The 13,629-nt window shown below is 61.3% G+C and carries 9 protein-coding genes; 5 read left to right on the forward strand and 4 right to left on the reverse strand.

The window, feature by feature from the left end; genetic code table 11:
• Positions 1 to 11: 11 nt before the first annotated feature.
• A complete protein-coding gene (locus tag Pla175_RS00695; protein WP_145280321.1) occupies positions 12 to 1,274 on the forward strand; it encodes a restriction endonuclease subunit S in 1,263 nt (420 codons plus the stop codon).
• A gap of 12 nt (positions 1,275 to 1,286) precedes the next feature.
• On the opposite strand, the gene Pla175_RS00700 is transcribed toward Pla175_RS00695, so the two are convergent.
• Complete coding sequence (locus Pla175_RS00700) at positions 1,287 to 1,661, reverse strand: hypothetical protein (protein ID WP_145280323.1); 375 nt, start codon at positions 1,659 to 1,661, stop codon at positions 1,287 to 1,289.
• On the reverse strand, positions 1,661 to 2,239 hold the full coding sequence (locus Pla175_RS00705) for a type II toxin-antitoxin system antitoxin SocA domain-containing protein (protein ID WP_145280325.1): 579 nt from the start codon (positions 2,237 to 2,239) through the stop codon (positions 1,661 to 1,663). The genes Pla175_RS00700 and Pla175_RS00705 overlap by 1 nt, the downstream gene beginning before the upstream one ends.
• A gap of 265 nt (positions 2,240 to 2,504) precedes the next feature.
• On the opposite strand from Pla175_RS00705, the gene Pla175_RS00710 reads away from it, so the two are divergent.
• On the forward strand, positions 2,505 to 5,609 hold the full coding sequence (locus Pla175_RS00710) for a type I restriction endonuclease subunit R (RefSeq protein WP_145280327.1): 3,105 nt from the start codon (positions 2,505 to 2,507) through the stop codon (positions 5,607 to 5,609).
• A complete protein-coding gene (locus Pla175_RS00715) occupies positions 5,609 to 6,343 on the forward strand; it encodes a M48 family metallopeptidase (RefSeq protein WP_145280329.1) in 735 nt (244 codons plus the stop codon). Before Pla175_RS00710 ends, Pla175_RS00715 begins: the two co-directional genes overlap by 1 nt.
• A 121-nt stretch (positions 6,344 to 6,464) precedes the next feature.
• Here the strand turns inward: Pla175_RS00715 and Pla175_RS00720 are convergent, their stop codons facing one another.
• The gene (locus tag Pla175_RS00720) at positions 6,465 to 8,534 is read right to left on the reverse strand and encodes a nuclease-related domain-containing protein (RefSeq protein WP_145280332.1); all 2,070 of its coding nucleotides are present in this window, start codon (positions 8,532 to 8,534) and stop codon (positions 6,465 to 6,467) included.
• Between the two features lie 535 nt (positions 8,535 to 9,069).
• Here Pla175_RS00720 and Pla175_RS00725 point away from each other — a divergent pair.
• Positions 9,070 to 9,966 carry a DUF3800 domain-containing protein gene (locus Pla175_RS00725; protein WP_145280334.1) on the forward strand — a complete coding sequence of 299 codons (897 nt, stop codon included), beginning with the start codon at positions 9,070 to 9,072 and terminating at the stop codon, positions 9,964 to 9,966.
• A gap of 431 nt (positions 9,967 to 10,397) precedes the next feature.
• On the opposite strand, the gene Pla175_RS00730 is transcribed toward Pla175_RS00725, so the two are convergent.
• Positions 10,398 to 11,345, reverse strand: coding sequence for a metallophosphoesterase (locus tag Pla175_RS00730; protein ID WP_231954102.1), 948 nt, complete (start codon positions 11,343 to 11,345; stop codon positions 10,398 to 10,400).
• Positions 11,346 to 12,578: 1,233 nt separating this feature from the next.
• On the opposite strand from Pla175_RS00730, the gene Pla175_RS00735 reads away from it, so the two are divergent.
• Positions 12,579 to 13,304 (forward strand): class I SAM-dependent methyltransferase, encoded by a 726-nt coding sequence (locus Pla175_RS00735; protein ID WP_197527178.1) that lies wholly within the window; start codon positions 12,579 to 12,581, stop codon positions 13,302 to 13,304.
• Positions 13,305 to 13,629 lie beyond the last annotated feature (325 nt).

Genomic DNA, 13,629 nt, shown 5'->3' on the forward strand with positions numbered 1-13,629 from the left:
CCACCAACCCCATGACACTTCAGCAGACAGAAGCTGGCCAGATTCCGAACGATTGGTGCGTGCGGCCGCTGAAGAATATCCTTGCGCTGTGCATGGACTACCGAGGACGCACCCCAAAGAAGCTGGGGATGGAGTGGGGCGGCGGGGAGATACTCGCCTTGTCTGCGAATAACGTGCAGATGGGCACGATCGATCGCACGAAGGAAGCTTACTTCGGAAGTGTCCCGCTCTACGAAAGATGGATGAGCCGTGGTGATTGTGAGGTCGGCGACGTTCTAATTACGACCGAAGCACCGCTCGGGAACGTCACCCAGATCCCTGACTCCTCTCGCTATATCCTCAGCCAAAGAGTCGTACTCCTTCGTCCGTGTTCCTTCATCGCGAAGGATTACCTCGCCTACTATATGGCGGGGGAACGCTTTCAGTCTTCGCTATCTCGATGCGCTAGCGGGACGACGGCGAAGGGAATACAGCGAACACAGCTTGAACTGCTTCAAGTCGCGTATCCCCCCACGCTCGCCGAGCAAGAAGCCATCGCCGAGGCCCTCTCCGACGCGGATGCGTGGATCGAGTCGCTGGAGGCGCTCGTCGCCAAGAAGCGCGCCGTCAAGCAGGCCGTGATGCAGCAGCTCCTCACCGGCAGGACGCGGCTGCCAGGGTTTGAGGGGGAGTGGGAGACGAAACGCCTTAGCCAACTAGGGGCAACCTACGGAGGGCTGACCGGCAAGACCAAAGGCCACTTCGGGGACGGCAACGCCCGGTACATTCCATTCATGAACATTATGGAGAACGTCATCATCGATCCGGAGGATCTTGGACTTGTTGATGTCGAGGCCAATGAGTCGCAAAACCAAGTCGCTTCAGGTGACCTGTTCTTCAATGGATCATCTGAGACGCCTGAAGAAGTTGGGATGTGCTCGTTCCTTGAGGAAGAGCTCTCAAACACTTACGTGAATAGCTTCTGTTTCGGCTTCCGCCTGCATCCTAGCATTGAGGAGGATGGCAGATTCCTCGCATACTATCTGCGGAGCTCCGCGGGTCGCGAGTTGATGCGATCACTGGCGCAGGGAGCAACTCGCTACAACTTGTCGAAGAAATCGCTCGTCGCTTTGGAACTCAGGCTGCCCCAACCACTCGAACAGAGGGCGATCGTCACTGTCTTGTCGGACATGGACGCGGAGGTGTCAGTGATCACCACCAAACTCGCAAAATCCCGTCAGATCAAGCAGGGGATGATGCAAGAGCTGCTCACCGGCAAGACGCGGCTGGTGTAAGAGTGCGGCCAGCTAGTAGTCGCTCACCGCGTCCAGGAAGTCCTGATTGCTCGGGTTGTCGCGTCGGTCGAAAGCCTGGGCGATATGCACCCGCTTCTCGTCGCAGTAGGCGACCACCACCAGCCGCAGCCCGCCGCTCTTGCCGCAACCGGGGTACGCCCATCGCACCTTGAGCACCTTGCCCCCCTGGGGGGTCGCCTTCATCGGCGCAATCGACTTGTCGAGCGCGTTCTGGCACTCACCCGATGAGAAGTAACCGCAAAGGAACTCTTGCAACGCCCGCTTGTTCTTGCGGAACTCCTGGTCCGACATCTGCTGCCGCAGCTCGTGCAGCTTGGTGGTCGCTGGGCCGACTTGCCATTTGCCGTCTTCCGGGATGTACCGCATTACCAGTCGGCCCCGTCGCCCGCGTCGGCCGCGGCGAAAAGCTCGTCGTCATCCATCAACGGTCGGTCCATCCAGGGGTCGTCCTCGACGATTTGTTGCAGCGCGATGTGCAGATTGACCGCAGAGGGCTTTTTGGTGCGAAGATAGGCTTCCCACGCCATCCGCCAGCCGGGGTTTTCGTGCGAGAATGCCGAGGCCTCGCCGGAGGTCAACTGGGCGAAGTGCGAAGTGACGGCCGAGGCCAAGCCCATCGCATCGTCGTCGAGGAATAGGAATCGCTCCGGGGGGCATTCGAGCACGATCGGCTTCGACCCGTCCCACTCGCTGAGCTGCTTGGCGACGCCGCGGCCTTCAAGCTGACCGATAAGCCGCGTCTGATACTTGGCGACGACCGGCCCCTGCTGGATGCCGATGTAGGTGTTGTGCGTGATCGTATCGCCACGGTCTCGCAACGATGCAAGGTCAAGGTAGAACAACGCCTTGTGGAGCACCACCGCGTTCAGCCGGCAGCGCGGCGCAGCCTTCAACACGGCGCTAGCCGCCTCGATGAGTCGATCGCTCTTTTCTGCTGCTTCCATCTTGCTCAATTCTCTAACGGACGGTCTGGGCCGTTGGTGAGCCGGCGCCTAGAGGGTCCATCGACATAGGGCGCCCCAGGGGCGATAAAATCTGGACGCCCGGGGAGGCGTTCTGCCGATTCCGCCGCATTCTCGGCACAATGCCGATTTTGTGCCCCCCGAACGTCAAATCGTACTCCTCTCAGTCGGCCAAATCAACGAAGATGGCGGAAGCCCCCGGGGTTTCGCCCTAGTCAGCAAGATCACACTCCAGAAAACGGCCCCCATGAGCAGCGTCGGCAAGTCAGAAAAGGAGACGCAGCAACGGGTTGTCGCGCTGTTCAGCGAAGAGCTGGGCTACCGCTACCTGGGCGACTGGAGCGATCGCGACGGCAACAGCAATATTGAAGAAGAGCTTCTTTCTAGCTACCTACGCGACAAAGCGGGGTACTCCGCCCCCCAAATCACCGCGGCGCTCTACAAGCTGTCGCTCGAAGCGGGCAACAAGAGTCGCAGCCTGTACGAGAACAACCGCGCGGTTTATCGCCTGCTGCGGTACGGCGTGCCGGTGCTGGTGGAAGCGGGGCGGCCCACCGAGACAGTCCACCTGATCGACTGGGACGATCCCGGGGCGAACGACTTTGCGATTGCCGAAGAAGTGACCCTCCGCGGCGGGCACGGCCGGCGCCCCGACCTAGTGCTGTACGTCAACGGCATCGCGTTGGGGGTGGTCGAACTCAAGAACAGCCGGGTGAGCATCGGCGACGGCATCCGGCAGCAACTCTCGAACCAGCAGCCAGAGTTCCACGCTTGGTTCTTCAGCACCATTCAGTTGGTGCTGGCGGGGAGCGATTCGGAGGGACTCCGCTACGGCGCAATCTTGACCCCCGAGAAGTTCTTCCTGAGCTGGAAGGAAGACGAGCAGGACAACACGCGCTACAAGCTGGACAAGTACCTACTGAAGCTGTGCGACAAGCGCCGTCTGCTAGAGCTGGTGCACGACTTTGTGCTGTACGACGGCGGGATCAAGAAGCTGCCCCGGGCGCACCAATACTTCGGCGTCAAGGAGGCTCAGAAGCACGTCGCCCGCAAGCAGGGGGGCATTGTCTGGCACACGCAGGGGAGCGGCAAAAGCATCGTGATGGTGCTGCTGGCCAAGTGGATCCTGGAGAACAACCCCAAGGCGCGCGTCGCGATCATCACCGACCGCGACGAGCTAGACAAGCAGATCGAGCAGGTGTTCACCGGCTCGGGCGAATCGATCCAGCGGAGCGACAGCGGCGCCGAGCTGATGCGTCAACTAAGCGCGCCGAGGCCCCGGCTGCTGTGCTCCTTGGTCCACAAGTTTGGGCCCCGCGACGGCAAGAAGAAGACCGACAAAGAGTTCGAGGCCTACATCAAGGACCTCCAGTCCAAGCCAAGCCAGACCTATGGCGACGTGTTCGTGTTCGTCGACGAGTGTCACCGCACCCAGAGCGGTCGGCTGCACAAGATCATGACGACTCTCATGCCGAGCGCCGTGTTCATCGGCTTTACCGGCACGCCGCTGCTGAAGAAGGACAAGAAGACCAGCCTAGAAGTCTTCGGCGGCTACATCCACACCTACAAGTTCAGCGAGGCCGTGGAAGACGAGGTGGTGCTCGATTTGGTGTACGAGGCCCGCGACATCGACCAGCGGCTCGGCTCGCAGGAGAAGATTGACCAATGGTTCGAAGCGAAGACGCGGGGTCTGAATGCGTGGCAGAAGGACGAGCTGAAGAGCAAGTGGGGCACACTGCAGCACGTGTTGAGTTCGAAGAGCCGCATGGGGCGGGTGGTGAGCGACGTCCTGTTCGACTTTAGCGTCAAGCCGAGGCTCTCCAGCGAGCGTGGCAATGCGATGCTGGTGGTCTCCAGCATCTACGAGGCCTGCAAGTATTTCGAGCTGCTGCGGAAGACGCCGCTACGGGGCAAGTGCGCCATTGTCACCTCCTACAACCCGCTGGCAAAGGACATAACGCTCGAAGAGACCGGCGCCAACTCAGAAACCGACAAGCAGTTCATCTACAAGACCTACACCGACCTGCTGGCGACGGTCGACGCCGCGGCGAACAAGAGCAAGACAGAGACTTACGAAGACTGGGCCAAGAAGCTGTTCGTGAATGAGCCGGCCAACATGCGGCTGCTGGTGGTGGTTGACAAGCTGCTGACCGGCTTCGACGCCCCTTCCTGCACCTACCTGTACATCGACAAGTCGATGCAGGACCACGGGCTGTTTCAAGCAATCTGCCGCACGAATCGGCTCGACGGCGACGACAAAGACTTTGGCTACATCGTCGACTACAAGGACCTGTTCAAGAAGGTCGAGAACGCGATCGCGGTCTACACGTCGGAGCTGGACGATTCCGCCGGCGAAGCCAGCTCGGAGGTGCTGCTGCAGGACCGACTCACGAAGGGGAAGGAGCGGCTCAACAACGCGATCGAGGCGATAACGCTCCTCTGCGAGCCGGTCGCCCCCCCCGCCGGCGAGCTGGAGCATATCCACTACTTCTGCGGGAACACCGAGATTCCGACCGACCTGGAGAAGAATGAGCCTCGCCGAGCGGCGCTCTACAAGTCGACCGTGGCGCTTGTGCGAGCCTACGGGAACTTGGCCGATGAGCTGAGCGAGGCGGGCTATAGCGACGATCGGATCGCCGAGATCAAGGCCCTGCTCGATCACTACGTCAAGCTGCGGGACACCATCCGCAACGCGGCGGCCGAAACGCTCGACTTGAAGCCGTATGAGGCGGATATGCGGCACCTGATCGACACCTACATCGAGGCGGACGAGCCGCGGAAGATTTCGCCGTTCGACAACATCGGGCTGCTGGACCTGATCGTGAAGACGGGCATCGCCGATGCAATCGCGGCGAGGCTTGGTGGGCTCGGAGGGAACCAGGCCGCGATCGCCGAGACGATCGAGAACAACGTCCGCAGCAAGATCATCAAGGAGCAATTGAGCGACCCCGCGTTCTACGAGCTGATGTCGCAGCTTCTGGACGAGGTGATCGCTGACCGGAAAGCCAAGGCGATCGCGTACGAGGACTACCTGAAGCGGATAGCCGAGATCGTCAAGAAGGTCGATGCCGGGAAGGGAGACGACACGCCCGCGGCGCTCGACTCGCCCGGGAAGCGGGCTGTCTACAACGTGGTAAAGTCCGCTGCGGCGGCCGGCGCCGCAACAGCCGGCACGGACGCGGTTGACCTAACGCTCAAGATCGACGAGACGGTGAAGACTGTCCGGCCCGATGGCTGGCGTGGCGTGCAGGCGAAGGAGCAGATCATCAAGGCGGCTCTGTTCGGCATTCTGCAGGACGCGGAGTTGGTCGAGAGCTTGTTCACGGTTCTCGTCGCCCAGAAGGATTATTGATGGCGACACAGCCTGGCAAGACGACGCTACTAGAACTGGGCGATACGTCGGTCGATGTGGTGCTCAAGGACATCAAGAACGTCCACCTGAGCGTCCATCCGCCGACGGGCAGGGTGCGCATCGCGGCGCCCCATCGGATGGACGTCGAGGCGATTCGGCTGTTCGCGATCTCCAAGCTGGGCTGGATCAAGCGGCAGCAGCGGAAGCTCGGAGAGCAGCAGCGCGAAACGCCACGCGAGTATCTAGAGCGAGAGAGCCACTACGTGTGGGGCAAACGCTACCTGCTGTCGGTCGACGAGGCAGACCATCCGCCGAGCGTGACGCTTCGCCATCGTCGCATGCACCTAACGGTCCGCCCCCATGCCGACGAAGCAAAGCGGGCGCAGGTGATGGAGGACTGGTACCGCGAGCAGGTCAAGGACCGGTCGGTGCCGATGATCTCCGACTGGGAGCCGAAGGTCGGCGTGAGCGTGGAAAAGTGCTTCGTGCAGCGGATGAAGACCCGCTGGGGAAGCTGCAACTCCAAGGCCCGCACAATACGACTCAACACCGACCTCGCAAAGAAGCCGCTAGAGTGTCTGGAGTACATCGTCGTGCACGAGCTGATCCATATTCTGGAGCCGACGCACAATGATCGCTTCAAGGCGATGTTGCGCGGGTTGATGCCTGATTGGCAGGACCGGCGGAACTTGCTGAACCGGCTGCCGGTCCGGCATGAAGATTGGGGCTATTGAGTTTGAGGGGGCGGATCGCGGTGAAGGTGATTAACCATTTGGGGGATGAGGTGATGAAGGTTTTTAGGGTGTGAGGGGGGGGAGTGAGCAAGGAGCGACGCCCAGGCGATCACGGCAGGCGTCAAGAACCATGGGATTCTTTTTCGTCGATGCTGTTCTTCAAGTCTTGCTCTTCCCCTCCGAAGTTCCCCACAGTCGAGGGCAGTCGTTCTAACGTGATGGTGTCGAGGTACAGCCTTTGCGACATTGGTGCTACTAGCCTGTTTCGTTTAAATAACTTCAAGCAATGCACCACTTGGGCCGGATTCTCCAGCTGCCGCAGAAGGTCTTCGGCGCAGGGGGATGGCGCTGACCACAGGCGTATCGTACTTTCCGGCACGGGAACCGCGGCAGCGGAGTTGCCCTTGACGAGGGAGTAGCTCACGAACCCTTGCTCGAAGAACCGGTGCAGGGCCGAAGCGTCGTAGAAATGAACACCTTCGATGGGACTTGATTTTGAGAACGGCGATCCGTTGAGTACCACCGGCACGAGCTTTCTCCATTTGACAGTCTTACCCAACTTTTCTAACACAATCTGTGGATGCGCCTCGATCGACTGAGCCTTTGCTTTGACTTGACGGGCGGCGTCAGACTGGTCCTTCATAAACCAGTATTCACTCTGAGGATTGTCTCTTGGTAGGAAGTAGTTCTTGTTCTCGACGACAAACAAGATGTCATCCCATAGGGCCACGCAATCAATTTCCAACTCTTCACCATTTATCTTGCTGTGGATGCCGACTGCCGCATCGCATTGTTCGCGCAATAGCTTTACGGTGTCCTCTTCGAACGGTTTGCCTTTCCAGGACATGTCACAACGGAGCGACGAGAGCTGTGAGACGATTGCAGAAGCTGAATCTGTGAATGCTGCGACGGTGACAACGAAACAATAGCGACCGTCTTGGCACCGCACAAAGGGCGAATCGAAGACGTCGACTGAGCCCCTGCCAAAGGTAGTGTGACGGAGAAAGGTACGGGCCTTCTCTTCATGAAGACCGTGGCCGGTGAGGGTTTTGACGACGTCAGCTTCCGCCACCATCACCAACCCATCGTGCGGTTCTGTATCTTCTAAGTAATCCCGCGCCATCTTATGAATCACAGCATAACCCCGTGTCCACTCCCGCAGGGTCAGTCCAGCGAATAGCTTCGCATCCTGGTCGACGGGCATGAATAGCAAACTCGTAAGTGCCAGCAAGCAACGAGTTTCTTCCGTGCTGATGTACGTTGGCGGAGACGGTGCGGCGGGCTGTTCGGCGGCCCGGGCGTGAAATCGGTCGACTGATAAGTAGATGTCGAAGAGCTTCCTGCGAAGTCGTTCCCCGGCAATATGCAGTTCAATCTCTCCGCCGTCATCGAATGCAAAGCAGACAGAGTCTTGTTTGCGCGGACCATCATCGGGGGCCGCGAAGTGGTTAGTCTCGATTTCTTGCCGTGTAACCGAGCCGCCGAAGTAGCGGCAGCGGCTGTCGCTCCGCTCGACCTGGCCCCAGATTGTCGCTAGGAGAATGTTTCCGATTGCAAGTTCTTTGTGCCCCCCCGTAGTCGACACAGGCGCCGGAAGTACTAGCGCGCCTTCGTCGTCGAACCAACTGTTATTGTAGCCAAGCATCTTCAGCGTGGCCGTCAGCGCGGTCTGCAACGTGTTCAGCGCGTCGTCTGGGCTCACGATCGGACCGTCGGCTTCGATCGGCAACTTGATTGAGACCGGATCGACCATCTCCGTCATAGTTGAAAGGCTGGCCTTGCACTGTGACTCCATCGATCGGATCTCAGAGTCCATGTGTCGGATCGCTGCCCAGGCAAGTTGCTCCGGCGAGAGGTAGGACAGCACATCGTTGCTAAGAGTCTGAAGTACTTCCTGGTACGCTTCTTCCGTGTGTTGCATGCTGGACACCTTGTCGGCCCGGTCGTGGAGTAGATCTATCAACGTCTCCTGGCTGAAGAAGATTCCCATGCTCTCAAGAAAGTGGTCACGAGCCGCTTTTTGACCGTCATTCGGCCGGCGTATGATCAGATAGCCATCGCGAAGGATCACGTCGAGAAACTTCTCGGCTCGCGCGCGCATAAGGGACGGGGCGCCGGCCTTCAGGTGTGCCTCAACTGTCGGCCAGTCAAAGCGTGCAACGGCCTTTTGAATCTTAGTTTCAAGGTGCATGTTCGTCGCACTCAAGCCGTTTGAGGAGCAGCATACGTCGCCGGGTTGGGCCGAACCGATTCTATCCTGTCAGTCACATTCGAATTGGCAAGTATGCAGATTCGGTTCCCCGCCAGCTATGGTTGGGCTGATACTGGGCGAGGGCGATCACCCATTCAGAAGCCGTTATGGTTGATCGTCTGATTCTCCGATTCCGGCTGGGACAGTGCGGTGTTGAGTGCTCACCGTGGCCGCTCCGCCAGCGTCATCACTTGGAGGAAGATGCGGTCGGGGCCGTCAGTTCATGGATCGCGCACGGCCTTTCAATCACCAGTCTTCGGAACTCAAGATAGGATGGCTACTTAAGCCATTTGTCACTAGCTGTTGACATGCGGGATTCCGCGCCGGAGAATGCGCAAAGCCTGGCGGGAGGACCCCGCCAGGCTTTGCATGTTTTCGCTCAGACGTTGACGCGTCTGAGACTACAGGAGCGCGACCAAGATGCAATTGGCAGCACCCCCGACTGTTGTGCGTAGTCTGACGCAGGTTGGCAGAGATGTCAATCGAGCTTCTGGCCATACTGGCCATGACTACGGACTCGCTGCCACTGCCGCTATGTCGCTCCGGGATTACGGAGAATCGAGCGATGGCGGATTGGCATCTGTATTGCGAAGAGAGCTGCAAAACCGAACGCAAGTTCGTTTTGGGCGGCATTCTGATCGAATCGGAGAAGGTCAATGGTTTGACTGACGGGATTGGGCGCTGGCGCCAGCGCCGCGGGTTGGTCGGCGAGATCAATTGGAAGAAGACCACTCAGAATCGGCTAGAACGGTACTCGGAATTCGTCACCGGCTCTTTGATGAGAGCTGAGCGGGGAGATCTTCTCTACCGATGCGCCGTCTTTGATCGTCACGAAGATGCGCACTTCCCTGGTGAGCCAGAGGCTGTTCGCCTAGGCAGGCGGCTCTACCACTTTCTGCTACATTGTTTTGTTCTTAGCTTGCGGGGAGACGATCGCCTTTTTTTGTTTCTAGATAAAGGCTTGTTGCCCGGCCACCCCTCGGATCTACGAAAGATGCTCAATTGCGGGATCGCGGGCCACCGGCATCAACAGCCCCACGGGCTCGTCCATTGGGTGCAGGAACTCGACTCCAAAATGTGCGACTTCATTCAGATGGCGGACGTGCTGACGGGTGCCATCGGGTCGGCACTCAACTGCAACCGCATCGACGGAAGTAGCCGCGGGGCCGCTAAGGCCCGGCTGATCGAGCACATGTCGTCCCGGCTCAAGATCGCTGGCTTTCACGAGACCATAGAATGCCGTGGCGGCTTCGGCCTGTGGCACGTACCGGCGAGACAAAAAAAGCACCCCGGCCCCTATCCTGCATTGCAGGAAGTCTTGGCGGAGCCAAGGCTTTCGGTGACCGCGAGTGCTCTCCCAAGTATCGGCTAAAAAAACGCTCGGGGCAAGCCAGATCGCGATATTGCTTTCACCCTTCACCCGGCCTATGGACTGCTAAGCCGCAGCATCTTGGCTCTCGCCCATGATTCTTTCCGGGCAATTCCAGCGGAAGCCGAACTGTGGGTTCTCCCGGTGCATGCGGTGCATGCGGCATTTTGGGTAGTCGCAAGATTGGCCACTGCTCGAAGGTACAAGACAAGCTCGCAATGGTATTGGAGCAATTCACCAAGTCCCGAGCTGGCGGGCAGGCGGGTTTGTGGCGGATTTGCACCAAGAACTATGCGGTTTCGCAAGCTACGTAACGGATTGGTTATGGCCCCAGAGCGGCTATCGCTCAGAACAGGTACTTAAAAGCTTCCCAGCCGACCGGGTGGGGGTCCGGGCAAAATCTGGCGGGCGGCGGGGGGCCCCAAGGGGGTGGCCTACTCTTTCGCGATCGCCACCGTGACGAAGCGATCGTTCCGCAGCTCCGCTTCTCCCTGCCAGCGGTAGGCGCACAGCGGGCCGCCCTTCGCCACGCTGTAGTCGACGCAGGCTGCGTTGGGGCTCATCAGCTTCGGATCGCCGGTCATCCAGTAGTGACCGAAGAACACGGGCGGGGCGCTGGCGGGGTAGAGCTCGACTGCTGGAACCATTCCCGCCGGCTGGTCGTCGACTAGTTCGAGGGCCGGCAGGGCGTACTGTCCGAACGTCAGGCCCACAGGATCGAGGAACCACCGGACCCGTGAGCGGCGGCGGGCGTGGCCGTCCTTGTCGTCGTAGGTCATCCCGGCCGGCAACGGCGCCTCCGGGCCCTTCAGCACGTGCTCAACGGCGTTGAAGAGGGCGGTCCCCTGGGAAGTCGCTTCGGCCATGAAGCCGTCTGAGACGCCCCCGTACCGCCCGAGGCCCGCTTCGAGCGTCTTGATGCCTGCCGGGTCCCAGCAGGCGTGGACGACGCGGACGCGGCCCAGGTCGAGCCACAGCGGCAGCGTGCGGAACCAGGCGAGCATGTCCGCACGCTCGGCCCCCTCGATCTGCTTGAGTGTTGCGGCGTGCTGGTGCGTGTTCTTGTCGTTGTGGGCCCGCAGGAACTCACCGGGCCTGCCCGGGGCAGGGGTGTGGTAGGCGAGTGCGTTGAACTCGTGGTTGCCCATGGTGGCTAGCGCGGCGCCGGAGTCGACCATCGCCCGCACGATGGCAAGCGCCTGGCGGATCGCGGGGCCGCGGTCAATGAAGTCGCCGACGAACACGGCCTGGCGGCCGTCGTGGGCGTAGCCCGCTCCGTCGCAGCGGTAACCGAGCTTGTCGAGCAACGCCTCCAGGTGGGCGGCGTGGCCGTGGATGTCGCCGATGATGTCGTACATGCTGCCCGAGGGGTTGGCGGCCACCGTGAGGCATTAGGGGGCTAGCCGCCCTGCACGAGGCTCACGATCAGCTCGCGGATCTGCTCCGGGGTGAGCGCCTCGCGGAGCTGCTCAACGACCGGTCCGAGGCCGCCGGATTGCACCATTTCGGTCAAGCTGGTGCAAGCGTTAGTGCAAGCTTCGCAGAGCGTTGACGTAAGTTCCTTACTGGTATTGGGGTTAGGAACAGTCTCCAGCGGATTGCAAATCCGACATCCCCGGTTCGAATCCGGGCGGCGCCTCTGGTTTCTGGGCCGGCTCCAGTTGGCTCCGCCAACATGTCGCTCGGCTGGGTTTCTGGGCCGGGTTGGGTTGGCTCTCGCCGACACCTCGCTCGGCGCTGCGTTTCTGCCGGCTCCAGTTGGCTCCGCCAACATGTCGCTCGGCTGGGTTTCTGGGCCGGGTTGGGTTGGCTCTCGCCGACACCTCGCTCGGCGCTGCGTTTCTGCCGGCTCCAGTTGGCTCCGCCAACATGTCGCTCGGCTGGGTTTCTGGGCCGGCTTGGGTTGGCTCTCGCTGACACCTCGCTCGGCGCTGCGTTTCTGCCGGCTCCAGTTGGCTTTGCCGACGTGTCGCTCGTCGTTCGGTTTTCTGGCTGGCTTGGGTTCTTTGGCCGGCTCGCGTTGGCTGTCGCCGGCGGCTTTCTTTGTCGAGGTTTCTGGCTCGGCTGAGTTTTGTCCTTTTGTCCGCTGGTTTGCGGGGCGATTTTCGGACAAAACCCCTACCGCTGCTTCTCCGGGCCGTTCCGGGGTTGGTTGGCGCTGCTGGGTGGTTCTGGTGCCGATGCTGTGGGTCTGCTTCTAAGTTCTTGAAGTGGAACTGCTTACGTCGACGGCTGGGTTGGCGGTTTGTTGTTGTTGCTGGGGGACGCTTGATGCTGGGTTGGGGGCGCCGGGGCGCCGGCCGACCGTAGGTCGGCGGACATTGGCTTGTTGGGGGACAGTTTGCCCCTGCGAGCGGACACTTCTGGGACAAAACCCCGCGCTGTTTGCCATCTGCGACGCCGCCCTGCCGCCGCGCGCAGCGCCGCCGGCACGGCCTCCCCGCAGGGACGTCGCTGGCGTCCCCATTTTCTCCGAAGGGGTGGCTATTTGCGAGTCAAAAGTGGGGAGGCGCCTGGGTAGGCCGATCGCTCCGCGAGCGGCGTCGTGTCGCGGGGCGACACGGCTACACGCGGGCTCACTTGTTTGGGCGCCGGGGCCGTCTAGGCTAATGCCTATGACGATCACCCGCTCTGTCGCTGTTCTGCTGGCGTGCTCGCTCTGCGCGGCCGCCCTCGCCAAGGCGCCCGCCGATGGCGTCTACCTCGGACGCGAGATTGCTCGCACCATGCACTTCGCGGGGGCGCCGTGGTTGGTGCGCAATTCGCGGGAGCGAGAGGAGGAGCCCGCCAGGCTGCTTTCGGCGCTGGGCGTACGACGCGGAGACGTGGTCTGCGACCTGGGGTGCGGCAACGGGTTTTATAGTTTGCTGCTGGCCGGGCTGGCGGCGCCCGGCGGCGAGGTGATCGCGGTCGATATCCAGCCGGAGATGCTCGACCTGCTACGCGAGCGTGCCGAGGCGCGCGGCGTGACCAACATCCGCCGGGTGCTGGGGGGGGAGGCCGACCCGAAGCTCCCCGCGGGGGAGATCGACCTGGTGCTGATGGTCGACGTCTACCACGAGCTGTCCGACCCCGCCGCGATGCTGGCGGCGGTGCGCGCGTCGCTCAAGCCCACGGGGCGCGTGGCGCTGGTAGAGTTCCGCGCCGAAGACCCCGCGGTGCCCATCAAGCCGCTGCACAAGATGACCCAGGCGCAGTGCGTCCGCGAGTTCACCGCCAACCAGTACAAACCGGTGGGCCAGTTCGACGGGCTGCCGTGGCAGCACGTGTTGTTCTTTGCGCGGGATGACTCGCCGCTGGAGGGGGTGGAGATCAAACCTTGGGAAGGGGGCGACGATTAACCACAGTGGCGCGGAGGGCACGAAGACGGACGGAGGAAGGAACCGCCGATGGACGCGGATAGACGCCGATGAACGCGGAGGGTGGCTGGGGTCGGAGGCGTCAGCCGGAGCCCCCAGCAGGGGCTGCAACAACCTTCGCCTCTCAATCGCGACCGCCTGGGGGCTCCGGCTTCGCCTGCGACCCCAGGCACCCGGCGACGATTAACCACAGTGGCGCGGAGGGCACAGAGACGGACGGAGAAGGAACCGCCGATGGACGCGGATGAACGCCGATGAACGCGGAGGGTGGCTGGGGTCGGAGGCGTCAGCCGGAGCCCCCAGCAGG

Origin of the sequence: Pirellulimonas nuda, from assembly GCF_007750855.1 — a bacterium.
Taxonomy (GTDB): Bacteria; Planctomycetota; Planctomycetia; order Pirellulales; family Lacipirellulaceae; genus Pirellulimonas; species Pirellulimonas nuda.